This is a genomic window from Nocardioides oleivorans (assembly GCF_004137255.1).
Lineage (GTDB): Bacteria > Actinomycetota > Actinomycetes > Propionibacteriales > Nocardioidaceae > Nocardioides > Nocardioides oleivorans.
Genome location: NZ_SDWT01000001.1, coordinates 2,257,439 through 2,283,133, shown reverse-complemented (window position 1 = coordinate 2,283,133; position 25,695 = coordinate 2,257,439). Strand labels below are relative to the sequence as shown.

Annotated in this window: 17 protein-coding genes and 1 pseudogene; 8 read left to right on the top strand and 10 right to left on the bottom strand. The window is 68.0% G+C overall.

The window, feature by feature from the left end; all coding sequences use genetic code 11:
• Positions 1-9: 9 nt before the first annotated feature.
• From EUA93_RS10875 to EUA93_RS22315, 3 genes and pseudogenes are all read right to left on the bottom strand, one after another.
• Complete coding sequence (locus EUA93_RS10875) at positions 10-1,656, bottom strand: nuclease-related domain-containing DEAD/DEAH box helicase (RefSeq protein WP_129400156.1); 1,647 nt, start codon at positions 1,654-1,656, stop codon at positions 10-12.
• 46 nt (positions 1,657-1,702) lie between these two features.
• Entirely contained in the window at positions 1,703-2,881 is a 1,179-nt protein-coding gene (locus EUA93_RS21580) for a T3SS (YopN, CesT) and YbjN peptide-binding chaperone 1 (RefSeq protein ID WP_165354997.1), read from the bottom strand.
• Between the two features lie 174 nt (positions 2,882-3,055).
• Positions 3,056-3,124: pseudogene (locus EUA93_RS22315) on the bottom strand (DUF2786 domain-containing protein); the annotation flags it as partial.
• 61 nt (positions 3,125-3,185) lie between these two features.
• On the opposite strand from EUA93_RS22315, the gene EUA93_RS10865 reads away from it, so the two are divergent.
• The 3 genes from EUA93_RS10865 to EUA93_RS10855 are packed head-to-tail and all read left to right on the top strand — an operon-like array spanning position 3,186 to position 5,851.
• Positions 3,186-3,830 (top strand): endonuclease/exonuclease/phosphatase family protein, encoded by a 645-nt coding sequence (locus EUA93_RS10865; RefSeq protein ID WP_129400155.1) that lies wholly within the window; start codon positions 3,186-3,188, stop codon positions 3,828-3,830.
• 33 nt (positions 3,831-3,863) lie between these two features.
• Positions 3,864-5,105, top strand: a complete 1,242-nt coding sequence (locus tag EUA93_RS10860) for an MFS transporter (RefSeq protein WP_129400154.1) — start codon at positions 3,864-3,866, stop codon at positions 5,103-5,105.
• Positions 5,102-5,851, top strand: coding sequence for a MerR family transcriptional regulator (locus EUA93_RS10855; RefSeq protein ID WP_129400153.1), 750 nt, complete (start codon positions 5,102-5,104; stop codon positions 5,849-5,851). The genes EUA93_RS10860 and EUA93_RS10855 overlap by 4 nt, the downstream gene beginning before the upstream one ends.
• A gap of 154 nt (positions 5,852-6,005) precedes the next feature.
• Here EUA93_RS10855 and EUA93_RS10850 read toward each other — a convergent pair whose 3' ends face one another.
• Positions 6,006-9,674 (bottom strand): S8 family serine peptidase, encoded by a 3,669-nt coding sequence (locus EUA93_RS10850; RefSeq protein WP_165355130.1) that lies wholly within the window; start codon positions 9,672-9,674, stop codon positions 6,006-6,008.
• 137 nt (positions 9,675-9,811) lie between these two features.
• On the opposite strand from EUA93_RS10850, the gene EUA93_RS10845 reads away from it, so the two are divergent.
• The 3 genes from EUA93_RS10845 to EUA93_RS10835 all read left to right on the top strand — a co-directional run bounded on the left by EUA93_RS10845 (position 9,812) and on the right by EUA93_RS10835 (position 12,481).
• On the top strand, positions 9,812-10,789 hold the full coding sequence (locus EUA93_RS10845; protein WP_129400151.1) for a helix-turn-helix domain-containing protein: 978 nt from the start codon (positions 9,812-9,814) through the stop codon (positions 10,787-10,789).
• Between the two features lie 151 nt (positions 10,790-10,940).
• Positions 10,941-11,870, top strand: a complete 930-nt coding sequence (locus EUA93_RS10840; protein WP_165355129.1) for a toll/interleukin-1 receptor domain-containing protein — start codon at positions 10,941-10,943, stop codon at positions 11,868-11,870.
• Complete coding sequence (locus EUA93_RS10835) at positions 11,867-12,481, top strand: ComEA family DNA-binding protein (protein ID WP_129400149.1); 615 nt, start codon at positions 11,867-11,869, stop codon at positions 12,479-12,481. The genes EUA93_RS10840 and EUA93_RS10835 overlap by 4 nt, the downstream gene beginning before the upstream one ends.
• Here the strand turns inward: EUA93_RS10835 and EUA93_RS10830 are convergent.
• The 3 genes from EUA93_RS10830 to EUA93_RS10820 form a co-directional block, all read right to left on the bottom strand.
• Positions 12,478-14,109 carry an NAD-binding protein gene (locus EUA93_RS10830; RefSeq protein WP_129400148.1) on the bottom strand — a complete coding sequence of 544 codons (1,632 nt, stop codon included), beginning with the start codon at positions 14,107-14,109 and terminating at the stop codon, positions 12,478-12,480. The two genes, EUA93_RS10835 and EUA93_RS10830, sit on opposite strands and share 4 nt — an antisense overlap.
• Positions 14,110-14,201: 92 nt before the next feature.
• Positions 14,202-14,573 (bottom strand): hypothetical protein, encoded by a 372-nt coding sequence (locus EUA93_RS10825; RefSeq protein ID WP_129400147.1) that lies wholly within the window; start codon positions 14,571-14,573, stop codon positions 14,202-14,204.
• 128 nt (positions 14,574-14,701) lie between these two features.
• A complete protein-coding gene (locus tag EUA93_RS10820) occupies positions 14,702-16,681 on the bottom strand; it encodes a PGN_0703 family putative restriction endonuclease (protein ID WP_129400146.1) in 1,980 nt (659 codons plus the stop codon).
• A gap of 212 nt (positions 16,682-16,893) precedes the next feature.
• On the opposite strand from EUA93_RS10820, the gene EUA93_RS10815 reads away from it, so the two are divergent.
• Positions 16,894-17,337, top strand: a complete 444-nt coding sequence (locus EUA93_RS10815) for a hypothetical protein (protein WP_129400145.1) — start codon at positions 16,894-16,896, stop codon at positions 17,335-17,337.
• 219 nt (positions 17,338-17,556) lie between these two features.
• A complete protein-coding gene (locus EUA93_RS10810; RefSeq protein ID WP_129400144.1) occupies positions 17,557-18,861 on the top strand; it encodes a hypothetical protein in 1,305 nt (434 codons plus the stop codon).
• Between the two features lie 257 nt (positions 18,862-19,118).
• On the opposite strand, the gene drmB is transcribed toward EUA93_RS10810, so the two are convergent.
• Genes drmB through EUA93_RS10795 form a run of 3 tightly spaced genes read right to left on the bottom strand, consistent with a single transcriptional unit; the run spans position 19,119 to position 25,685 of the window.
• Positions 19,119-20,831, bottom strand: a complete 1,713-nt coding sequence (gene drmB / locus EUA93_RS10805; protein WP_129400143.1) for a DUF1998 domain-containing protein — start codon at positions 20,829-20,831, stop codon at positions 19,119-19,121.
• Complete coding sequence (locus EUA93_RS10800; RefSeq protein ID WP_165355128.1) at positions 20,828-23,941, bottom strand: helicase-related protein; 3,114 nt, start codon at positions 23,939-23,941, stop codon at positions 20,828-20,830. Before EUA93_RS10800 ends, drmB begins: the two co-directional genes overlap by 4 nt.
• Positions 23,942-23,969: 28 nt before the next feature.
• Positions 23,970-25,685 carry a UvrD-helicase domain-containing protein gene (locus EUA93_RS10795; RefSeq protein WP_275937888.1) on the bottom strand — a complete coding sequence of 572 codons (1,716 nt, stop codon included), beginning with the start codon at positions 25,683-25,685 and terminating at the stop codon, positions 23,970-23,972.
• Positions 25,686-25,695: the final 10 nt, after the last annotated feature.

Genomic DNA, 25,695 nt, shown 5'->3' with positions numbered 1-25,695 from the left:
CGCGCACGCTCAGATCCCGAGCCGCCGCGCCACGTCGTCGCCCGCCACGCGTCGTACGGTCTCCGGCTCACCGACGACGACCAGCTCGTCGGTCGCACGCGACATCCCGACATAGAGCCGTTCGCGAGCGCGGTCGCGCGACCCGTCCTCGTTGAGGCAGAGCACGACGGCACGGCGCTCGAGGCCCTTGCACCCGAGGACGTGGCCGTAGAAGACGTCGTCGTCCCAGAAGGTCTTCCAGTAGCCGTCCTGGTCGTGGAAGTCGGTGCGCTCGACCTGGGCCGGGTGGCGGTGTCCCGTCGTCAGCAGCGCGACGTGCTTCGGGTCCCAGCCGGCGTCGAGCAGCCGGTCCACCTCGTCGTCCGCCACTCCGAGCGGGTCCTCACCCGCAGCGTCGACGACACGGACGACTGGCCCCTCCCCGCCGCGGGAGTACATGCGGCTCGGCGCGAGCGGACCGAAGGACTCGTGGATCTGCCTGGTGTTGCGCAGGTTGTGGTCGAGCACCAGTGGGACGAGCGCGACCGGCGGCCGACCGAAGCGAGCGAAGATGCGCTGGTTCTCGTCGGAGTAGAGGTAGAGGCCACCCTCCTCCTCGTCACGCAGTGCACGGAGCACCGGTGTCCACCACGAGTCGGCGAAGTCCTGCGCCTCGTCCACGATGACCGCGTCGTACTTCTTGCCGTCGTCGAGGCCTGCCGCCAGCTCGGCCATCTGCGCCGGCAGGTGCTCCTCCCAGAACTGGCTGTCCTGCCGGTCGCCGTCGGCCGCGCCCCACTGGCGACCGAAGTCGTGGAAGGTCCCGACGAAGGCCGGACGGTGCTTCCGGTCCCAGGTCGCGACCTCGCGCTTGAGGTGCTCGGCCAGGCCGATCGAGTAGCAGAGCAGCGCGACGCGCTGGCGCGGTCGCTCGTGCCCGCCGCGGGTGAGCTCCTTGGCCTGCTGGAGCGCGAGCACGGTCTTGCCGCTTCCCGCCCCGCCGCGCACCTCCACCCGGTGGAGCAGCCGGGTGACCCGGAGGATCGTGGCCTGCTCGAGGGTCAGTCGGTCAGCGACCGCCGCGCGCTCGTCGGCCTCGGCGCGGACGTCGTACGACGTGGGCAGCCGGCCGGTCAGGATCTCCGCGATCTCGTCGACGTCGTCGGGCGTCGCGACCCGCTGCCCGTGGGTCATCTTCGTCGCGGTCTGACGGAGGCGCCCGACGAGGTGCGCCTGTTCGCCCTTGTCGTGGAGCGACCAGCGCGGCAGGTCAGGCAGGGCGAAGTCGTCGCCGAACTCGGAGTAGGGAGTCACGACGGCGTGCGACCACGCGACGCGGGTGCGGCTGCCCCAGCGTGCGTCGCGCTCGACGTAGGTGCGCAGGGCGTACTTCGCGTCGCGCGCCTGGTCGACCGGGTGGATCGGCGTGTCCTTGCCGCGACGCTTGATCCACCAGCCGTCGTCCCACCAGACGCTGCTGCCCTTCACCTCGAGCACGACGATGCCGATGCCGGGCATCAGCACGACGATGTCGGCCTCGTGGTCCTTGATCTCGTCGGTGAGGCGGAGGTTGGCAACGAGCACGTCGTTGTCACCGAGGCTGTCGCGCAGCCGCTCCCACACCTCCCGCTCCGAGTCAGTGGTGAAGGTCGGCGACTCCGGGATCAGGCGTGGCATGCGACCACCCCATCATCGAACGCGACCGGCCGCGTGCGGAACGCCCTCAACGGCCCGTCCCAGCCTCGTCCTCGTCGAACAGCGCGAGCTGGTCGAGCTGCGGCTTGCGGACGGGCCCGTCGACCAGCAACCTCAGTGCCCCACGCATCCGCGACGCCAGGTCACGGAGGTAGTCGTGGCGCGCCTGCTGCACCTTCTCCTTCGTGCGCCGGCCCTCCGCACGCGCGGCGCGCACCTTGGCCCTGGCTTCGCGGCGGCGCTGCTCGGTGATCCGGATCGCCTTGAGCATGAGCCCGGGGTCGTTGTCGTAGATCCGCAGCATCGCGATCGCACCGACCGACCCACGCTCCTCGCGCTCGAGCTCGGCCATCACGGCGTACGCCGTCGCGAAGCGGCTGCCCTTCGGCTCCCCCGAGGGCTCGCTCGCCGCACGCAGCGCCTCGGACAGCTCCTGCGCCCAGCCGTCGACCTGTGTGAGCAGCCGCTGGAGCTCGATCCCCACCGCGGAAGGAACTGCCGCGGCCAGCCCGAGCTCGCGGGTGACGCTGATCCGGCCACCCACCAGGACGAAGCTCAGGCCGAGCTCAGTCCCGTTGAGCCGGTTGACCTCGGCGAGCGCAGCCGACTCGTCCTCGACCCCGTCGACCAGCAGGCAGGTGAGCAGGGCGTGCGGAGCATGCTTGTTGACCAGGACCCAGACGCACGACTCGTCGGTCGGCAGGCCCAGGTCACCGTCGTCGTCCCACTCGAGCGTCTCGCCGTAGATCTCCGCCACGGCGAGGTCGATCACGGCCCGCACGTCGTCCGCGGAGGTGGCACGAACGACCGCGTCGAGGTCTGGCCGTTGCGCCCTCAGCGGCTTGGGCGGCAACGGCTTGAAGCCCGTGCGCTCAGGCTCGAGGCCCTCGGCCTCCAGGTAGACCGGGTGCAGCACGCCGTAGACCTCGCGCAGCGCCCGGACCACCACCACTGCGGCCCGATCGACCTCGCGCGGCTCCAGCTGGAGGCACACCTCGGACCTGCCGTCGGAGACGACCTGCACCCACAGGACACCATCCGCAAGTGTCACCTCGCACGTGGTCACCGCCTCGTGCTCCGGTCCGGTGTCGAGCGCCAGCCCGTCGCCATCCGCGAGCTCGGCGAGCCTGTCGGCCAGTCGCTGCCGGAATCCCCGCCACGCCGTGTCCACCGCGTCGTCCCACCGACGCTCGAGCTCGTCACTCATCTCATCGACCCCCGTCCGGATCGCCCCCGCGATCCCCACACCACGAACTCTAGGGAAGCCCACCGACACTGGGTCCTGCCTGGCGCGGGTGTAGGGCGCGTCCAGCCAGAGTCGACGTACGAGCGGGGTGCTGGCGCCCGAATCCGCACGAGTGGGGTCCATGAGCTGGCCGAGGGCGTGACGGGTGATCAGCTCCTGCGCCTTGGCTGAGAGCGCCTCCGCCTCGGGCTCGGAGTCGAGCATCAGTCCCGCTGAGCTCGTCGACTGATCCCCGCACCTCACCACTCTCTGTGAGGATCACGCCGTGCGCATCGGGACCTGGAACCTCGCCGGCCGCTGGTCGGACCACCACGCCACCCTGCTGCTCGACGCCGACTGCGACGTCTGGCTGCTGACCGAGGTGGGCGAACGGACCAGCCTGCCCGGCTACGCGCTCCACATGTCCGGGTCGCTGATGGCCCAGCGACGCAGGTGGGCCGGGATCGCGAGCCGGTTGCCGATGTCGTCGTGTCCCGACCCGCACCCCGCCAGCGCGTCCGCGACGATCGGCACGACGACGTACGTCAGCTCGATCCTGCCGTGGAAGGCGTGTGGGTCACGGCCGCCGTGGGTCGGGTCGCGTCACGTCGACAAGACCGCGCACGCGATCGACGACCTGCTCGTCCATCTCCGGGCAGCGCCGTCCCTCGTGTGGGGCGGCGACTGGAACCATGCGCTGAGCGGTCGGGAGTACGCCGGCTCCCTCGGTGGTCGCAGGGCACTGCAGTCCGCGCTGGCTGAGCTCGACCTCGACGTCCCGACCGCAGATCTCCCGCACGTGATCGACGGCCTGCTCAGCATCGACCACATCGCCGTGGCTCGTGGCTCGAGCGCCGTCGCGACGCGCATCGAGGCGTCGTACGACGGCAAGCGGCTCTCGGACCACGACGCCTACGTGGTGAAGACTTGAGCCCGACGTAGCGTCATGGTTTCGACTGGGCGCATGAACCGCTCGGTGCTCGCCTATCTCACGTCCTACGGCATCTCCTTCCTCGGCAACTCGGTCGCGGCCGTCGTCCTGCCGCTGGTCGTGCTGCAGACCACCGGAAGTGCGCTCGACGCCGGCCTCGTCGCGGCGGCCACTGCGCTGCCGGCGCTCGTGGCGGGGCTGTTCATGGGCAGCGTCGTCGACCGGTACGACCGGCGGTGGGTGTCCGTGCTGACCGACGTCATCTCCGGTGCGGCCGTCGCAGCGCTGCCGGTCACCGCGCTCTTCACGGACCTCAGCCTCGGCTGGTTCGTGCTGTTCGGCATCCTCGGGTCGTTCGGCGACGTACCCGGCCTCACCGCTCGCGAGGCCCTCCTCCTGCCGGTCGCGCGCCGCAGCACCTGGACCGTCGACCGGCTGGTCGGGCTCCGCGAGGGCACGGCCGCGATCACGATGATCGTCGGCCCGGCGATCGCGGCGGGCCTGGTCACCGTGCTGGACGGGACGGAGGCACTCTGGGTCACCGCCGGCATGTCCCTGCTGGCCGCCCTCATCACCCTCGTCCTTCCGCGCGACGTCGGCGTCATCGAGGTGTCGACGGTCGGTTCGTCGCCGCGCGCAGTGCTGGCCCACCTGGCCGAGGGATGGTCGCTGCTCTTCCTGCGCAGCCCGTTCCTGCTGACCGTCACGGCGCTCACGCTGGTCCTCGCCTCCTGCCTCGCCGCCGTCCAGGGGCTCCTGCTCCCGGTGCACTTCACGATGACGGGCGACGAGGGTCGGCTCGGCCTCGTCCTCAGCTCCCTGGCCGTCGGCATGCTGGTCGGGGCAGGCGTGTACGCCGCTGTCGGCACGCGGCTGCCGCGACGGGTCTGGCTGGTCGTCGGCCTGCTCGGCTCCGCGGCCGGGCTGCTCGTGATCGGCTCGCTGCCGTCGGTGTGGCTCGTCCTCGGCGGGGCCGCGATGGTCGGTACGTTCGGGGGCATGGTGAGCACCGTGCTCGGCGTCCTCATGACCGAGCGCATCCCCGAGCAGCTGCGCGGCCGAGTGACCGGCACCCAGAACGCCCTGCTCACCGTGGCGCCGTCCCTCGGCATCCTCGGGACCGCGGTGCTCGTCGACCAGGTCTCCGTGGAGGCGGCCGGCCTCGCGATCGGCGCGCTGTGGGCGGTCGTGGCAGTCGCCGCACTCTTCCTCCCGTCGCTGCGCGACCTCTCCTCGGCGCCCACCTCGACTCCGGACGCGGAGGTCGCGGCGTGAGGAGCAAGGAGGTCGCCGAGCTGGCAGGCGTCTCGGTCCGCACGCTCCGGCACTACCACCAGGTCGGCGTCCTCCCCGAGCCCGGCCGGGGCACCAACGGCTATCGCACCTATGAGCTCTCGCACGTCGCTCGGCTCCTCCGCATCCGGACCCTCGCCGAGCTCGGCGTACCCCTCGAGCGGATGGCCACGCTCCTCGACGATCCCGCCGACACCGCCAGCGCGGACCTGCTCGCCGACCTCGAGACCCAGCTGCGCGAGCGCATCGCCCACCTCGAGGGGCAGCTGCGACGGGTGAGCGAGCTCCGCACCTCGCGTGCGCGGCCGGACCTGACGCCCGCGCTGGCCGAGTTCCTCGAGGCGGTGGGCGGGGTGGAGGAGTCGGACCTGGCCGACCTTGAGCACGACGCCTCGGTCCTGCTGGCCCGTCTCTACGAGGCCGGCGGGACGCCTGACGACCTGCACGAGCTCGCGGCGGTGCTCAACGACGTACGCGGCAACAGCGAGTACGACGACTTCGCCGCCCGCTTCGAGGCGCTGCCCGCGGACGCCTCCGACGCCGACGTCCGTGCGGTCACGGAAGTCTTCATCGCGGCCTTCGGCCCGTCGCTGACGCAGCACGCCGACACGGCGATGGGCGGGCGGTTGCGGCAGCTCCGGGAGCAGGACGTGCCCGCCGTCGACCTCGACCCGCGGCTCAACGACGCCCAGGCAGCCGTGCTCCGGATGATCGGGGACACGCTCTGACGCGTGGCCGGCCGACAGCACACGTGTCCGAGATGTCGCCCCCGAACCCGCGGATCAGGGGCAGCTTCTCGGACACGTGTGGCGGTCAGTCAGACCGGTCGGAGCACGCAGACGCCCGCCGAGGGTGGGGTCCTCGGCGGGCGTCCTCAGGTGATCAACGCACCCCAGCGGCGCGGATCACCTCCTGCACGACGCGGTTGCCCGCGTCGTCCGAGGCCGTGGCGCGGAGCGAGAGGTGGGTGACCCTCGCCGGAATCCGCACCGAGCCTGACCACGAGCCGGCCCTCTCGGGGTCGAGCTCGACTCGCTGCCAGGTGGCCCCGTCGTCGTACGACACCTCGAGCGTCGCCTGCTTCCTCACCCGTCCCGCGCCCTCGACATCGGGCGGGAAGGCGGCGGAGAGCCCTATCTCCTGCCACCGACCGTTCAACCGACCGTTGAGGTCCGTGTCGAGCGAGTAGTCGAGCTGGAGCAGCGGCAGGTTGACCCAGTCGTCGGACTCGGTGGTCTGCGCACGGAACTCCCACTCGGTCGATGTACGTGTGCCGAGCTTCCACGCCGCCGGGCGGGTCGTGTCCATCTCGAAGCGGTAGTCGCCCCAGCCGTCGACTGCCGGCATGTCGGTCTGGATCGCCTGGGAGGGACCCTCGTCGACGAGCGTGGCGCCGGCGTAGAGGCGCGTCTCCACCGTCGATCCCTCGTCGAGCATCCCGCCGGTGACTCCGTCGACACCGGTGCTGGCGGTGGGCACGTTGACGGCGAAGAAGTTCCCGACCCGTCGCGGCTGCCAGTAGCCGGGTCCGGTGCGCGGCCGGACGACCGGGTCGAACCAGCTGCGGGTGACCTGCTCGCCGCGGCGGTACGACCGCTGCTCGCCGCGCAGCTCCCAGCCGCGGACGTCCTGCACGTCGTCGTACCACTCGGTCCCGCCCTGCGTGCTGACGTAGTCGGTGCGCTCGGTGCCGAGGTGCACCGGCTCGCTCTCCATCAGGCACGGCGGCCAGTTCCAGTCACGGCAGTCGCCGCGGCTCTCGATGGCCAGCCGGCCGGACTCGCCGACGAAGCGGTTGGTGATGGTGGCCAGGTCCTTCCTCGCCGGCTTCCACGCCAGCCCAGCCGGGATCTCGCCGTCGAACGAGCGGACCAGGTCGTAGACGTACGCCGCCTGCTCGGTGCCGTCGAGCTTGAGCGTCACCGGACGGCCGCGCTCGAGCTTGTCGACCAGCGGCTGCCCGTCGGCCTGCGCGAGGCTGAGGATCGGCAGGTCGGTTCCGCCGGCGTAGGCGACGTACCGGCCCGGGCGGTCGTTGACGACGACCACCACGCGGGCGCCGGCGCGGGCGGCGTTCTCGGCCACCTCGTAGGGCTCGATCGCGTCGGACCGCTGGACCAGCACCGCCTTGCCGCGGACGTCGCGGCCGGTGAAGTCACCGACCGAACCGGTGCCAACCGAGACCGCGGCAAGGCGGGTGGTGCCGTCCCAGCGACGCGCGGACGGCATGTTCATGGCGTCGAGCTCGCGACCGCCGACGGTGACGGACAGGAGCGGTGCCGTACGACGCCAGCGCGTCACGAACTCGTAGCGCGCGCCGGCGACCTTGCCGGTCGGCGCGGCGTACATGCGCTCGATCGCCGGCGAGATGTCGTACTGGTTGACGAAGGTCGCGAAGTCACCGCCGATCCCCGAGTCGTGCACGTAGCCGGGGCGGCGCGTGCCGTCGATGCTGGGTCGCGGCGTGCTGACCGAGATCTCCTTCGCCTTGCGGGCGTCGAGGACGAGCGTCTGGTCTGCCTCGCCGACCACGACGTGCGGGTTGCCGACGAGGGCGACGCCGCTCTCGTTCGCATCGACAGGGAGCCAGCTGGTGACGTTGTAGACGCCGGGCTGGAGCCGCTGCGTCGGCACCTGACCGGTGGCCGGGTCGAGCTCGAGGGTCTGCACGAACTGGTCCCCGTAGCGGTACATCGTCACGAACCCGCCGACCGGCTTGCCGCCGCGGTCGAGGGCGGTGATGTCGAGGTCGTAGCGCTCGGCCTCCTTGACCATCCCGACCGCGGTCTGCGCGAGCTGCTCGCCGCCGGAGGAGGCGACGATCGTGCCGGAGTACGTCGTCCCGGCCACGCCGTCGGTCGGGTTGCCGGTGACCGTGACGTCCGCGGTGCCGTTGGCGGGCACGGTGACCTGCTGCTGGCCGAGGCTCACGAGGCCGTCGGGCGCCGGCGTCAGCGCGTCGTCGGTGACGGCGGCGCTGAGGTCGAGCGTCACGTCGCTGTCGGTGAGGTTGGTGTAGGTGATCGTGCGCTCGACCGGGGTCGCCGGAGCGTCCCACGCGACGTACCCGAGCTCGACGGCTGCGGTTGCGACGACGTCTCCGAAAGCTGCCGACGGGACGTCGAGGCGACCGCCGCCGACCTGGTACGCCGTCTGCCCGGCGAGCGGCTTGGCGGTGCTGACGAGCGCGTCCTTGACCTGCGCGCCGGTCCAGCCGGGGTGCTGCTGCTTGATGATCGCGGCCGCACCGGCGACATGCGGCGTCGCCATCGACGTACCGGAGAGGGAGACGTACGACCCCTCGCCCTCGGCGGACGCCGACGAACGGGCGGCGAGGATGTCGACGCCGGGTGCCACGATCTCGGGCTTGACCACGGCGTCGCCGAGGCGCGGGCCCATGTCCTGGAAGTACGCCCGCTCGTCGTTGCCGTCGACCGCGCCGACGGTGAGCGCGGACTGAGCAGCGCCGGGCGAGCCGATGCCGCTGACCCGCCCGTAGTTGCCGGCCGCGATGACGAAGAGGGCACCGGTCGATGCGCTGAGCGAGTCGACCGCCAGCGCCATCGGGTCGGTGCCGTCGCTGGGCTCGGTGCTGCCGAGGCTCATCGAGACGACGGGGGCCACCGAGGCGCCCCACTCCATCCCCTCGATGATCCACGACTCGGCGCCGGAACCGGCGTCGTTGAGCACCTTGCCGATGGCGAGGTCGGCGCCGGGCGCAACGCCCTTCTCCTTGCCACCCGACGCGGCACCCGTGCCGGCGACGGTCGAGGCGACGTGGGTGCCGTGCCCGTTGACGTCGGTGATCTCCTCCCCGGGCACGAAGCTCCGGGTCTGCGCGAGCTGGTCCGCGACGTCCGGGTGCGTCGGGTCGATGCCGGTGTCCAACACGGCGACGGTCGTGCCGGTGCCGTCGAGGCCGTCGGCCCACGCCTCGGGTGCGCCGACCTGCGCGACGGAGTCGGCGAGGGATGCCTCGACCTTGCCGTCGAGGTGGATCTTGGCGATGCCGCCGGCGAAGCGGGCCTTGCTCTGCTGGGCCAGGTCCGCCCAGAAGTCGGTGGCCTCGTCCTTGCTGGCGGCGATCGCGGCACCGTGGATGCTGGTGAGCACGGCACTCTTCGTGGCGTGCTCGGGTGCCTGGCTCGAGGCAGCCCGGACGCCCGGGCCGTACTGGACGATCAGCGGGATGCTCGACACCGACGCGTCGTCGTACCCCTGCTCGACGAGCTCGGTCACGTTGAAGAGATCCGCGTCGAGGCGGTCCTGCGCGAGGAACGGAAGAGCGGAGTCCGGTACGACGTGGAGGTCGCCGCCGACGGTGTAGGTCTGGACGCCACCCGTGCTGCCCGGCGCGCGGTCGATGGTCACCGCGTCATCGACGAGCGTGACGACGTCGCCGGTGATCAGGGTGACCGACGTCTTCTTCGGCGCTGCGGGCTGCGGTGCGGCCTTGCCTTCCGGGCTGGCCGAGGCGCTGGGCACCGACAGCGCAGCGGCGGTGACCGCCAGCGCTGCGAGACCGGCGACGCCGGGGAGGGATCGGGACATCAGGGGTAGGTCCTTTCCGAGACGGGTGCGGCAGGCATGAACCTGCCATCGATGAGTACGCTGCTCAATGGCGGAGATACGCCATGACACATCTCCGCCTATGACCGTGCTCACCAGACGATCCGGAAGGCGGCAGCATGCTCGACGTGCTCGGACTGGATGCGACAGAGGAAGGCGCCTACCGCCGGCTGGTCGCGCTGCCCTCGGCGTCCGCAGAGGACCTGGCCTCGGCGATGACCCTGTCGGTCTCGTCATTGGCGTCGGCGCTCTCCGCCTTGGAGGCGAAAGGCCTGGTGGCCCGGTCGACGGGCCAACGCGACCACTTCGTCGCCTCTCCCCCGTCGCTCGCGCTGGGGTCGTTGATCGTGGAGCGCGAGGAGGAGATCCGCCGCGCCCAGCTCGAGCTCGGCCGGCTGACCGAGCAGTACCGCGGCTCGGTCGCCGACCGCACCGGCACGGACGTCGTGGACGTCGTACGAGGCCCGCAGGCCGTCGCCGACCGCTTCGCCCAGATGCAGCGCGGCGCGACCTCCGAGGTCGTCGCACTCGTGAAGTCGTCCGTTGCGATCGTGACGGCCGAGGAGAACTCCGCCTCCGAAGACGTGGCCCTCGCCCGCGGGGTGGCGTACCGCGTCGTACTCGAACGGGCCGCCTTCGAGCGGCCGGGCTTCATGGACCGGGTGGTCGAGTCGGTGGCCGCCGGCGAGACCGTGCGGGTGGCCGACTCGCTCCCCCTGCGGCTGATGATCGCCGACCGCTCCCTCGCTCTCCTGCCCCTCGCACCGACCGCCTCCGACGTCGGCGGGGGTGCGCTGCTCGTGCATGAGTCGGGGTTGCTGGATGCCCTGCTCCACCTCTTCGACCTCGTCTGGGCGTCGTCCAACGAGGTCCTGCCTTCCGGCGCGTTCCAGCCCTCCGACCAGATCGACGAGGTGGACGCCCGGATCCTGACTCTCCTGCTCGCCGGGCTCACCGACCAGGCGATCGGCGGTCAGCTGGGGATGTCGCTGCGTACGGTGCAGCGGCGGGTGTCGTCACTCATGGATCGGGCGTCTGTGGTGACGCGGTTCCAGCTCGGGCACGAGGCTTCGAGGCGGGGGTGGGTGGGGGCGTGAATCGTGTCCACGGGTTGCTCGCACATGCACGCGCGCGATTTCTCTCCGGGAGGTAGCGGAGAATCACCGGCTCGCTGAGCGATCTTCGGTGAGAATGACTCCGGTCGACCACGATGGGTCGCACGCAATCGCACACGCGGACGGGGAAGTCATGAGCACCACAGCCGAGCAGCGGATCTTCATCTCCTATCGGCGGAGTGACTGTCAGTCCCAGGCGAACGGGTTGAACGACGGTCTGCGCCACCGGCTCCCGGAGGCGCGGGTGTTCATGGACATCGACTCGATCCCGATCGGAGCCGACTTCGAGGAGCACATCCGTGGAGAGATCGAGCAGTGCCACGTTGCACTGATCCTCATCGGCGACAACTGGCTCGACGCCCGACCCGGGTCGAACCTCCGGCGGATCGACGAAGCCAATGACTTCGTCCGCCTCGAGGTGGAGTCCGCCCTCGCGGCCAAGCACCTCCGTGTCATCCCGGTGCTGGTCGAGGGCGCCACGATGCCGACACCGGACGAGCTGCCCGACAGCATCCAGCGGCTTGCGCGCCTGAACGCGTTCGAGATGTCGGACCAGCGTTGGAGCACCGACATCGAGCGCCTCACCCAGCAGCTGCGTCAGCTGAGTGGCCCCGCTACGACCACAGCCGCACCCGAGGCTGAGCCGACCATGTCGTTCTCCGACGTCGATGATGCGGCCATCCGCTACGCGATGACGACGTTGCCGGAGACCTTCAAGACCAAGGACCTGTCCGAGCACCCGGCAGTGCTGGCCACTCACACCGAGGTCTCGCAGCTGCGGAACTATCACACGATCATCGGTCGCTACCTCATGCAGCACCGGAGGAGCCTCGGTCTGGACGACCCCGGCAAGCCCGTCGACCAGCGCGCTCCGTGTGGGCCAAGAGCCGTACGACCCCGTCCTACCCCTCGCCTTCCGTCCCGGCGGCGGCGCCGCGGCCCTCGTACGCCCGGGCTCCTGCTCCCGCGCCGGCGCGGACGTCGTATCCCCCGGCGGCGACGTGGTCGCCGCAGGCTGATGCCTCTGCGCCCCAGAAGACGGGCCGCTCGACCAGGGCCATGATCCTCTGGTGCATCTTCACCATGGGGCTGGCGTCGTTTGCTGCACCCCTATGGGCGGCGAATCGTCGCCCGTACGACAAGACCTTCCGCAAGCGCATGCACATGCTCGCAGCGGGACTTGGGGCAGCCTCCTTGCTCGCGTTCGTTCTGGTCGGCTCGAGCCCCGAGGACGCCACCGGCTCGCCGACTGGCGCCGCTTCCGACGTCGGTGGCACGCTGCTCCTCCTGACCATCGCGGCCGGGGTCGCCGTCGTCCTGATCTTCAGGAAGCCGCAGGTCGCCCTCGCCGGCACCCAGTCCGTCCTCATGCGCCGCGATACTCGCGACCGCTATCGCGCCTTGGTCGAGAAGGATCGACCGCTGGCCAGGTCGATGCGCGTCGGACGGCCGGACGTCACGCGCGACTACGATGACGGCGGCCTGTTGGACGTGAACAGCGCGCCGTCCTACACCCTCGCTGAGCACGGCGGAATCAGCAGTGCCCAGGCTGACAAGCTCGTCGAGGTGCGCGGTCAACTGGGTCGCTACGTCAGCATGGACGAGGTGCTCGCCTACGTCGACCTCCCCGACCCAGCCGCCACCCGCCTGCGAGACGTCGCGGTCTTCGTCTAGTCCCTGGTGGGAACGTCGACGGCGTACCCGACGCGAGCCAGCATCCGCGGGATCGCCCGGATCGCGTCTCGATCCTTCTCACGCTCCGGCTCGTCGAGCTCCTCCCAGCCCACAAGCAGCGGATGTGTCTTTCGCTCGGGATTTTTGGGGCCGGACGAGTACGTCCATCCGTCGCGGATGAGGTCGCTCATCCAGCGGTCGTGCTCCTGTCGCGCAAGCACCTCCAACCGCTCATGACCAACCGGCATCACGTCGGGGTCCAGCGGACGGCCGAGCGGTACAAGCCCCGCTCCGATGTCGCCCAGGACGGTCCCGACGGCGACAGCAAAGCGCCGATTGGAGTCCTTGAGGCTTTCCGGCAGGTCGAGCCAGCCCACCAGCGACGGGTTGTCCCGGCTGGTGATGCCTCGCAGTCGCTCGTTGGCGCAGTAGTCCTCGTGCCGCGCCATGGCCATGAGCTCGATCCAGGAGTGACCGAAGAACGACTCCGGCTCGCGAAAGGCAGATCCCGCCGGGACCAGGACGATCTTGCCCGAGACGCCCTTCAGGTCCAGCACTGCTCGACCTCGCGGCAGGGTCGAGCAGACGAACACGTCCGTCACGTGGCGCTCCCCCGCCATGCTGAGCGCCGCGCTGAGCGCCGTACCGTCCAAGCCCTGACGGCACACCATGCCCACGGTGCACGACGTGGGGACGGTGGCGGCGGCGCTTACGACCGACCCCAGCCATGGCTGGGTCCGGAGCATCGGCTCCACGACAGCGGAGTACGTCTCAGCGCTGACATGGATACTGACGTGCGTTCCCTCCGCGAGGCGTCGCTGACACCAGCGCACGAGCACCCGTTGCGCAAGGGCACCCTCCCCGGTCAGGTACACCGCCGACGTCGGTCCGGCGAGTGAGCGGTCCACGACGTCGATGAAGGCGAGGGCCTTGCGGTCGTCGGCGTGGAAGAAGTCGAACGAGCCGGAGTCGCTGTTCTCCTCCACCTGGACCCGTCCCAGCACCGACCAGAGCGACTCGTCGTCGATCGCCGCGTGAACGGTCGTGGCGTCGCTGACCATGTGCGTCAGCACTTCGCAGACCTCGACGTTGACCGAGTCCAGTCCTGTCGTGACGACGACCTGCTGGGCAGTGTCCACACGACACCGCCGAAGCACACCCGGTTGGCGGGCATCGCCGATCACCACCAGAGCGCCTCGGTTCTGCACCTCCGCCAGCGCCGGATGAGCAGGGTCCGCCTCCAGGACGACCACCTTCTGGTCTCGCTCACGCAGGGCGCGAGCCAGCTCGGTCCCGGTCTCGCCCAGGCCGATGAGGACGACGTGGTCCCTGCCCCGCCACCGGAGGACGGCCCGCCGGATCTGCTGGCCCGCGACCGCAAGCACGGCGGCGAGCGTTGCAGCCGCGAGCGACAGGGGCGCCGTGAAACGAGCGATGTTGAGCGCCGCCGGGGGCTGGTCCAGATCGGTCTGCGTCTCCATGAAGAACAGCTGGATCGCTCCGAAGGCGGCGTCGGTCCGCGACATCGACGCCTCGGCGAGGTCGCGATAGCCGATGTAGCCGAGCAGCAGCGACAACGGGATGAGGACGACGCCCAACCAGACGCTGACGCGGTTGAGCGTTCCCATCGGTCTCCCTCGTTGACATCCGGTGATGCGCGATCACCCTAGAACCCACACCCGGCGCTTCGGGCCCGATCAGCTCCATGCGCCCGACCGTGTCAGTCCTCGACGACGTCCCCGAGCGTCGCCTCGACCTCGTCGTGCAGCTCGTCGAGGGTGTCCCAGAACTCCTGCTCGCCGATCGGGAACTCGATGGCGACACCCCGGTCGCTGAACCCGACCTCGAAGTAGCGGTCGTCATCCGTGATCACCCAGGCGTCGAGCTCGTAGTCGGCGGAGAGCCAGCCGCACAGGTCCTCGAGGTCATCGACCTCGGCCTCGGCCATCAACGCCTGCAGGTCGGCGAAGGCCTGCTCGGGCGTCCAGGTCGCGCCACACGCCTCGCAGCGGCGGCTGTAACCGGGATGCATGCACCCGACCCACGCGACCCACTCAGGGTCGCCCGCGCCGTCGTCGGGACCGGCGGGCATTCCAATTCCGAGGTGAGTCACCTCGGGGGACGAGCAGGAAGGACAGGTGCCCCGCGGCTGGTCGTACGACCGCGGTGCCTGCTGCCAAGGCGGAGGCATCATCTGGTCCTCACCAGGACGCACGCTCGTCACCGGCCGCCTCCGTAGCGGAGTGCGTACTCCTCGCTGGTGATCGCAGGGTCGAGGAACACCGCAGGGTCCAGCCCGATGAAGCGGTCGGGCGTGCGCAGCAGCGACGCCCAGACGTCGCTCGCCGTGGCACCACGTCGGCGGAGCGCAGGCGAGATGTACGAGGACTGATAGGCAAGGTTGTCGGGCGAGAGCACATGTACGACCGTGATCAGATCGGCCTTGACCTCGGCGTCTCGCTCGAGCTCGGCCGCCAGGAGCTGCTGGCGCACGAGCTGGTAGACCGGCTCGTGGAACAGGTCGGTCAGCTCGATGTCGGCGACGTCGATCGGGCTGGCGGGGTGGCGCAGCGCCGACTCGTAGCGCTTGAGCCGTGTCGGAGCCTTGGCGTCCGCCTTGGGATCGGCACCTCTGTATGTCTCCGTGAACTTCCACTCCACGAGCGCAAGAGCATCCCTACCGTCCGGGGTTGTGTAGGCGAAGGCAGCGTCGACGCTCGTGGACTGTGAGCCTCGCGTGACGCCCTCGCCGAAGTAGTCGCCCTTCCCGACGAACTCGAAGGTGAGGTAGCGGCCCTTCTCGGCGGCGTCGATCTCACCGAAGTCACGGATCTCGGCGATGTCCAGGACATCGCCGAAGGCGAGCTTGATCCGTTCCGGATCACTCATCATCTGGCCGAGCGCGTTGACGCACTGCACCTGGGACGACCGCAGGTGGTTGGTCGGCCCGCCGTCGATGGACTGGTGCCACGCGATCTGGTGCTGCTCGAAGAGCGCCAGGGCAGGCTCGCGCACCTCGGGCAGGAGGTTGTGCGTGGCCCAAGCCCTCGGCAGCGCGTAGTCCACCTCGACCATCGCGCCTCCCCGCGCCCGCACCTCACCGGGCGCCTTCGCCTCCGCTGGCAGGACCGCACTGGACTGCTTCCAGCGCTGGCCGAGGAGGTTGGACTCCCGCGCGTAGTTGCGCCGGGCCCTGGGGCGCCCGTCCGGCAGCCGCGACTCGTCGAGCGGGATCCACTCGCCGGTCAGGCTGATCTCGTAGATCTCCGCCTCGGCCACACCGGTGTCGATCTCCTTGAGCACGTCGCGCACCACGCACATCCGACGGATCATCTCCGACGACGCGCCTCGCTGCAGCGCCACGACGGGCACTACCTTCGGGCTCAGTACGTCGGGCAGCTCCATCTGCGGAGCAAGCCGTACGGCATTGCGCTGGTCGAGCATGCCTCGCAGGACGTCCACGGGTCGGTCGCCTTCGGACGCCGCCGCATCGAGCCAGCCCTGCAGGATGCGGGCATACATCGTGGCCTGGGCGACCACGTAGGCGATCGATCCCACGCCCAGCGGCTTGACCTCGACGGCCAGGACACGGCCGCCGTCGTCGACGGCGATCGCGTCGCACTCGTTGCCGAGTTTCGTGGGGACCTTGCTGAACCCCAGGTCCGCATTTTGAAGTGCCTCCAGGATCGGCTTCTGGCACGCCGACATGAACTCCTTCTTGAATGCCTTGTCCTTGAACGACGGTGTCACCTCGCGGTCCAGGACCACCCGGCCTACAGAGCGGAAAGAAGAGACCGCCGCCTGTACGGCACCTTCCTTGCGGCCGTGTGACTCAGCCGCGATCGGGATGATCCTGTCGAGGTAGAGCTCCACGGCGGGCCAGACGAGTGCGAGCTGGTCGACGGTCATCGAGGAGCTCCATGCCGGGTCGAAGCCACCATTCTTCTGGTGGGTCGTGTGCGCCTTCAGCTTGAACGAGCCGACCTTGGTGTGGTGGACGTCGAGCACCGACGTCAGGCCGACGTAGAGCGTGGCGTGCTCGGCCCCCGAAGTGGCCGCCCGGCGAAAACGCAGGTCGAGCGGGAAGAGCCCGCTCTTGGCGTACGCCGGCAGGGAGGACAGGAGGCCGTCGGGCGCGAAGTACTGCAGGAACTGCTCCGACACTCGACGGTCGTAGCGGATGTCGAAAGTGTTGCTCATGGTGTTTCCCCCGTTGCGTGTGCCCAAGGGTGGGCGTGGAAATGGTGCCTGTCGTCAGGACCGAGCGCCGGCAATTCGAGAAAGCTCCGAGGTGGGCTCCTAGCGCGGTACTGACTACAGAGGTTGATGACAGCTGGCTGGGTCTAGATGGGATGAAGACCTCCGGGTGAGGTGTTAAGCAACCACGCATTCGCATCTCAGGTCCCGCCGACGTGGACGAGATCGTCGACCAGGTCAGGGACATCGCAGATGTCTATCTGGTGCCGACAGGCCCTCACGCCTGGGAGTTGTCCAACAACCTCCCTGCGATGACCCAGGTCTACGGTGGCTTGGGACGCGTGTACCCACTCGGGCACGCGTGGGCGAGCGAACCGCGCCGGTCCCCCCTGCGATTTGCGTACGGTGCCGACGAGCGGCCGAGGGCGACCAACGAGCTGATCGACGATGCACTGAGAATGGCGACGGACGCCGGACTGTTTGACGTGGTGCGCAAGACGGAGCGCGCACGGCTTTCGGGCGTCGTCGCCGGGATCATCGCCGACCGGGCGATGGTCAAGCTCGAGGGCGGCATGGGCATCGTCCCGGACGCCTTGGCGTTCCCGGGCCTACCGCTCGAACGCCTGATGCGGGCAGGCCAGCGAGTGACCGGGCTCTGACGCCGGCGGATCGCCGCAGAAGGTGAGTGATGACGGTGCACGCGCGTGGCGGGTAATGCCTCCATTCGAACACTCCAGCCGCACGCCGGCTCCGCTACTGGATTCTGCCGGAGGGATCGCTCGAACTCGCGAAGGTCGGCGTCCACGACGACATGACCGTCTGAAGTCTGTTGCGCGAGTACCCAGTCGCCAGACACCTCGCCTGACAGGATTCCGATTGTGCGCGACTACGTAGCAGATCTCCCACCGTTCTCCATCCACATGAGCGACGGGCCCGAGGGCGGGCAGGAGTTCGGCTACTCCGACGGCCTGCTGGAACCACTCGGCCACGAGCTGCTGGTGTGGACACGTCCGACACACGGCATGGATCCTGGCCTCGACTGGCCGCGCGGGAGGCGCAGCGTCCAGCTCATGTGTCTTGACGTGCTCGACGCAGCCGCGCGCCGCACGTTCGCGATTGACGTGCCGATCGAGCGCAGCCTGCCCAACGGGACCATGTTTCTCACCGTTCGCAATCCCGAGACGGCCATCGAGTTGCGCGCGAACGCGCTGGCTCCCCACACTCCGGTGGCAGCTGTCTCCTGGGAACTGCGTCGCGACGACTTCGGTCCCCTGAGACCCATCGAGACTTCGCAGCTCTTCGACCTCATCGATAAGTGCCGCGAGCTCGTCGCCGCAGTGCCCCCGCACGCCGACGTACCTGCAGACCTCGTGGTCGACGCCGACGCACTCAGCGCGGAGAGCTTCTCAGCCGCGGGGTCGTTCGGTCCTGCCACTCCCCTCGTCCGTGCGCTCGCGGCATCGATGGCAACGGCCAGGGAGGAGGTGATGAGCGGTCTCGACCTCAACGCCAAGCACCTGCATCTCGCAAACGACCAGCAGCACCGAGTCGAGTCCAGCTTGTCGAGGGTCGGACGCGGTGCTGGCCGGTCGACCGCGCTGTCGAGGTGCGACGACCTGGCGGCCGGCCTGCTTGAGGACGTATCACCCGACCTGAACATCGACTTGGTCTCGACGTCTGTCCGCGTTGCCCTCAAGACTGCCGCACTGCATGACCTCCTGACCGTCGAGGGTCGGCAGCGCGGCTACGGCCCGTGGGAGACGACCCTATACTTTCCTGAGCGTCCCCCCGGCCAGACTGCTCCCGAGGACGTGATCTCCTTGGTCGCCAACGCCTTGGCGGCTGTTCCGCCGGCCGACGTGGCTGCACTCATCGACCGCCACGCCGAAAGCCGCGGGGTCGAGGACCTCGACGTCTATGGCATCACGCACCCGACCGGTCTCCCAGCCGGGCATCCCCTTCAGCGGCACTGGGAGGATGTCACCGGGCGCCTCGAACACGAGGTACGCGAGATGGTGACGACGCTTCTTTCGGCAACGGCTTGGCGCCACGAGGACGGTGAGCGTGACGACGACCTGTCGGCCTACGTCGGGTGGTCGGTCTTCGACGACTACGGCGACCTGCTTCCGCGTCTCCGCGAGCTGCTCCGGTTGGGCGATCGGCCCGCTGACTTCTTTGGCTGACCACCGAAGCCCGACTCGCTTGCTGTCACGCCCAGTGGACGTCTGCGAGAGTGAAACTCCAGTGAGGGCTCATGAAACTAGGACGTAGCTGATCGCGGTCCAACCCGCGCCAGGAGACGGACCCCGGCCCAGGACCACGCTGGGGATCTTCGCCACTGCGCCGGCTTCAGGGTCCGGATGTCCAGTCGACGTCCTCGGGCAAACAGGTTCTGGTGTTCAAGCCTTCCCCTCTTGTGAGCTCACATGAGGCGACGGCGCTACATCCCGCGCAGCATTCCAGCCGCGACTTCTCCATCCACGCCCACGAGCGCCACACGGTCTAGGAAGATATTGCGGTGTTCGCAGCTCGTCTCTGGCAGCAGCAGACATGCGTGGCACGCGGCCAGATTCAACCCGTCGCTTCCTGAGGGGCCCGACTCCGAACACACGGGGTCGTTCGAACACCAGCGCGCCCTTGTGACAGCCGTCCGCAGGATCTCGGCGAAGCGCTCTCCGTCCGCCAAGGCGGCAAGTCCGCCGAGGCTCCCGGCTGCGTCCGAAGAAGCTGTGTATACGAGAAAGCCAGCCTGCTCCTTCTCGGCATAGATGCGTTCCCGCAGCGCACCCACGGGGTACCCAGCATCGAGGCTGAGTTCTTTGAGGACCGCATGTGCGAGGGTGTGCACCGCGAGAAAGCGGGTGGTGGGCGTTTCCAAGGACGACGCACCGCTGTCGCTGTTCCTGGCTCCGAGTGCGGCGTCAAGTACCGTGCGACGCTCGATGGCTTCGTCTTCCGACTCCCAAGCAGCGATGAGCGGCTCATCCAGCCGCACGAAGACGCCTTCGCCAAAGATCTCGACGGCCGGCAACCAGTCGTGGCGGCGCAGGCTAAGCCCGGCTGCAGGCCCTTGTTCCGGGGCAACCGGAGTCACCCTTGAGAAGCCACTCAGAGCCCTGACCTCTCGTAGGCGCGTGACCTTTGAGACTTGCGTCAGAACCCCCGACAGACTCGGGGACACGTCCACGGCTATGCACTGGAACGAATCTTGTCGACCGCCGTTGTTGCCGTCGACCAGCGCTTGGTACTCCTCTGCACGGAGTTCCGCCTCGGTGGGCGGAGGGCCTGCCACAACACCCCGCCGTTGGGCCACTAGTGCCATGGCGCCTTCGACATCTATGTCACGATTTTTCGCTGCCTGCGCTTCTACAACGGTGCGCACTGCCGCATCGTCGAGCACCTCAAACGAGTCCCAGAGCTTGGTTACGAGGCGCGCACTCGGACTAGACCACGGTGGGATCGAAATGCTGGATCGCAAAGACGCGAACCACACGTTTGCGGAACCGCGCTGCAGGGCACGAAGGTTCTTGTCGCAGGCTTCAGGCTCAGAGCCGGGCAACCACGGACGCCGGCCGGAGCAGCCCTTGACCATGGCGACTGCGTTGCGCCCGAACGCACCTTCGAGGTCACTCGGCGGAACTCCACAGGAACACCTGATCACGATGTCCCCCAAGGAAGAAGATGTCCCGCGAGTCTCCAAGCGCAGGGAGTGCTCGGCGGACTCGTCCCAAGTGACGGCCCCCTCCACGCGGCGGTGAACCCATTGGAAGTACGGGAACTCCTCAAGATGTCCGTTCTCGCAACAGGCCACGAAACGTGACGGGGTTAGTTCGCGGATGCATTTCTGGCACTGCATTTTCTGGGCATCGAACTCCCAGAAACGCGCCAAGCGGCGGCACTCCGGGCAGTACTGGAATTCAGGAAAGCGGACAACAGGGACGTCTCCGCGTCGCGCGCCCGTGGAGGGCGCCCTGAACAGGGAGACTCCCAACGACCGCGCGAGCCGCGGCTCCTCGATCGGGGTGCACCTCCGGTCGTCCCACTCATCAAGGCCACAGATCAGGTAGCTGTGATCGCCCGATGGGAAGATTGCGCCGACCCCGAAAGTGGATACCAATTGGCTCTGCCGCACTCGTGTGTCCTCGGGCTTCATGGCGTGCGGGCCTCTCGTCTCACGTTAACCAAACGCAGTGTGCTCTCGCTGTCGACATTCCTGAGGCTCGTCAGGGTCGGCCAGGCGGGCCGGCTGGGTGGGAAGATTTCCACCAACGGTTCGTTGTCCGCACCTTGCATTTGGGCGCCTGCCGGGACCATCAGCGCCGCTTCCGGCGATCTCCACCCTGCGTACTTCGACACGTATCCATCGGCAACCGCATCCCGCCAGTGGTCCACCAGAGCGTCGATGGCTTGCAGCACCTCGTCCTCCTGCTCGGGCGCGATACTGCGGACGCGCTCCAAGACGCAAGCCAAGGCATCGTCCAGATCTGAGCGACTCACCTCGTCGACCATGCCCGCTGCTGAATCCGGCCGTGCGCCGGTAAGCAGGTGCCGGAGGAGGACTACAACCACGCCGTGCAGCCCACGGTCCAGGGCTCTGGGAGCGAAAGGCGTGGCACCGGTTGCCTCAACCTGCTGGTAGATCGAACGGTGATACGTGGTGAATGACTCAAAATGGGAGAGGTCCCTAGAGCGGCCAGCATTGAACAGGGTAATCACCAAACCGGGGTAGCGACGCCCTACTCGGCTAGTCGCTTGAATGTATTCCGACGTCGTCTGGGGTTGCCCGGAGACGACCATGAGGCCAAGTCGGTCGACATCCAGGCCGACAGAGATCATGTTCGTCGCCAGCACAGTGTCCGGAGATTCGGTAGATGGATAGGAAGTCTGCAGGGCATCGAGCTCGACGGGAATTTCGCTTGCTTTCTTCCGTGACGTCAGCTCTCGCGGATCTCGCGTCTTGCGCTCAGACTGCCCCAGCCGCGATGCGACGACCTTGATGCGGTCCCGGACGTCGTCGATGGTTGCGATGTAGGCCGCTCCTAGAACCCTTAGGCTGCCGAAGTAGCCGAGCAGCGTCCAGTAAGCATCCCGGACCTCGTCTGACACGTCCATCCCAGCTCCTGCTTGAAGGAGAGCTGCATAGGCACGAACCGTGAGGGTCGCGTGGCTCGCGCCTGGTGCCATCACGCCGACGTATTGCCGGGTGCCCTTCGTCGCCGATGACGCATCGACGGCAAAGAAGGAATCCCCTGCTTCGATTCCGGGTGGCGGGAACTGTCGCGACTCCCGGTTGAACACTGCGCGGACCTGCTGGGCAGATCGTCGAATGGTTGCCGTGGACGCCACCACCTTGGGAGCGGCACCCGTGTGCGGGTCGGTCGCAAGCCGGTCCACGGCGGTCTCGTACAAGCCAACCAATGTACCGAGCGGTCCACTGATCAGGTGCAACTCATCTTGGATGATCAGTTCGGGTGGGGCGTCTGTACCTCCTCCGAAGAGGCTGTTCGAATCGGCATTCCACGCCAGCATCGCAAACTTGTCGACGGTGCCGATGACTAAAGACGGTCTCTTCGCGTACACGTCTGTGTCAACCAATGCGACCGGCAGACCTGCCGCGAATGGGCAGGTGATCCCGGGACACTCAACTCGTAGTTCGTCGGCCGCCCTGTCAGCGACGTAGGCGGCCTCAGACAGCTTGCTCCCACACCATGGGCAACGCAGCAGTTGGACGGGATCCCCATTCTCCGGGGTGAGCCCGCGAGCTCTGTCACGCAGCGCCTTGCCGGCGTCCCTGACGTTGTTGGGCGTCGCTCCTTGTCCCACCCACAGCCCAATGGTGAAGGGCGACTTCGACGAGAGGTCCGGCTGCTCGGCCCGCCAAACCTCAAGTGCGCAGACGAGGCCCGCAGCCCGTTCGAATTGTTGAAGGGTCAGCAGCCGCAGGGTGTAGCGCATGAGGACACCCACGCCGCCCCCCTGCCGATCGCTGCCGGTCCCTCGCAAACGTCGAAGCACCAAGGTCAGTGAGATCAGGCCGAGGTAGGCCTCGGTCTTCCCCCCGCCGGTAGGGAACCACAGCACATCCGCGATCTCGCGATCGCTGCTGGCCGGGTTGACGACCCCTTCGATGTTCATCAGGATGAAGGCCATCTGGAACGGGCGCCACGCTGCGACGACGGCGTCGATGTGTCGCTCCGAACCGGTCCTCAGCACCTCCTGACGTTGCCTTTGGCTACGCATCGTCTCGTTCATGGCCGCGAACGCACGAGCGACCATCGCATCGCTCTCGAGGAGCGAGATGCCTCGCCGCATCCTTCGAGCGGCTGCCTGAGCTTCTCGGAGATGCCTCCCCGCTGTGTCTAGGTGGGCTCCGTCGAGAGACTTCAGGTCGATGCTGCGGTCGTGGATCCACGCTTCGTAGGTTTCGACCAATGCGTACAGGAGGGTTCTGTCGCCGGAGGCCAGCGTCTGCATATCCAGCGACGGCACATCAGCACGGCTGGCATCGGCCAAAGGCAGGTCGTGTTGGGGGAAGAATGTGGTCGTCAATTGACGGACCACGAGCCCTTCCTCCCATTCGACAGCGACGCCGTGACCTACAGCGAGGTTCCGCTGGCGGCGGTGTAGCAGCGCGCTACTCATCTCGTCCTCGTCCATGAATTCGGCGCTCGGGCTGGGACGCCGGTCCACGAACTCGCCATCCGGCGTGGAAACGACGAGCGAGGGCCGGAACCAGCAAGCACCGTCGGGTGCTCCCTGCAAGGGCTCTGACAAGTCGTTGAGCAGCACGATCGTCACACTTCGACGCCCGTCCTTCACCGGTCGGACCACATAGCGCAACACAAGGCCTTGTCCCAGGACGGACTGCCCGGACCCGGTGACCGCAAGGGTGAGGTCCACCTCAACGGGTCCGAATGAAATCCTGCTCCACGAATTGCTCGCAGGTTCTTCAGACACCCGCTCGTAACGATCGGCCTGCACCGTCACGTTGATCACCGGGGTAACGGCACTGACCGAGGTGGTCAGACCAATGGTCGATGGCCGACGCGTGTGGGCAAACGAAACACCCGGGTCGTAGGCAGCGTCCACCTCGGTTCCGGCGTCCTGATCAGTGTCGTCACCCAGCGTCGAGTCGGGTTGCGGTTCGGCCGAGGTGCCCCTTGGGTAGAGCACGCCAACAAGGAACCGTCTCAATGGCGCTTCGTCGATCAGCTCGTGCTCATGCGTGCCCTGGAGATCCGCCACCAGCGCCTCGACCATCATCCGACGCGCGTAGTACCACGCAGAAATGTCATTCACCGCCGCTGTCGCTCCATTCGATGTCGGCAAGTCCGGACAGCACCGGTACGAGCCGGAACCTGAGGGATTCGTCCGCAAACGTGGCCACATCCTCGATGTAGGCATTGGTAAGAGTTGGCCAACCGCGGCGTCGCCTCTCTAGCCCTCCGATGCGGCTCACAAGGTCGGTCCCGAATGCCTCGGTCGTCACGCTGACGGACTGACCGTCGATCTCCACCCTGTAGATGGGTCGCTCCAAAGTGGAGAGGACAGGATCAGGCGTCAGGCGAGCGGACCTCCCGACGAGGTACTTCACGTCCAGCATTCCGGCGGCCCCTGTCACACCGAGATCGCCGTCGACATCTCCATCGATGTCACCCATGCGCATCTCGAATGCCAACGTCTGCCACTTCTGCGGACCTCCGCGGATCCACCGTGCCCCCGCTGGTGGAGGCGGCTTGTGTAGCCGAACCATGCGATCGGAGGGTCCGGGCACTCTCAGAAGCAGATCCCTCGCCCGGGTTAGCGCAACGAACCGTCCCCTCGACTCCATCTCGGCCGTGCGGGATTGGCCCGGCGATAGATCCTCCACCAAGGCGACGTGGTCGAACTCCAAACCCTTGGCTCGGTGCACCGTCGACACCACCACATCTGCGTCGGGGATGGAGAGGAGTTCCGGGGCGAAGCTGAACCGTGCTCGGAGCGACGAAGCCAGAGCAACCTTGTCGATCTCCGTGCCACGCCCTGATACGACGGACCTAAGCGCTTGCCAAGCGACGGCCGTATCCACTTCGGGGGCGATGTGGCTCAGCAGATCCCGGAACTCATCCCGAGCCAGCGAGGCTGCGGGCGAGGCGAAGACAAGTGCTATCCAGGCCGCCAAGCACTGCTGCTGTGCGCCTCGATGCAGGGTCACCTTCAGCCCCATATCGCGCAGCGCCGACGCCACCAGCAGTGCGTGCCCGTTCGTCCCCGTCAGGAAGGCCTTGGTTCCCGACCGGGTTGCCAGCACGTCCCACGCCTCACCGGCGCTGCCAAGCGGAATCACTTCATTCCAGAAGTCCTCGACGTCATTGGGATCTGCTGTGTCGGCGCCCGACGTGCGGAGGCCAGCCGCGGCGACCGCGTCACGGCTCCGCGCGCGGTACTGGCCTCGCAGAAACACTGTCCGGGCTCCGTCGGCCCGTACTTGGTCGAGCAACTCGGACGAGGGGGTTCCTCCGCCTTCCTCCGCTAGCTGAAAATCATAGATCGCCTGCGCGGGGTCGCCTAGGAGGGTCATCCCAGCTTCCTTCGGAATTGATGCGAGAAGCGCCAACACGAAATCGGCTCGCACGCCCACTACGTCCTGCACCTCGTCGACCACGACATGCTCGATGTCCTCGCCGTCATCCCATTCGCCAGTTCTGAGTAGATCTGTTGCGCGAGCGACGCGTGCCTCGAAGGACGAGCTTGTCGCGTCATCCTCCGCATACCGACGCAGGATCAGGCCAGCCAAGGAATCGATAGTCCGCACCTGAACGGGCGGGACATCGTGTGCCTTAAGCCGAGCGTGGACAGCGTGCACAGCAGCGTTGGAGAAGCTCAGCACCAGCAGTCCGTTCACCGGGTCGACGCCCTCGTCGATGATCAGGTTCTCCACCAGACGGGCAACAACGTGAGTCTTCCCTGCCCCAGGCCCAGCAATGACGACCTGCCGTTCCGATGGGTCACAAGTGGCCACGCTCAACTGGTCGTCG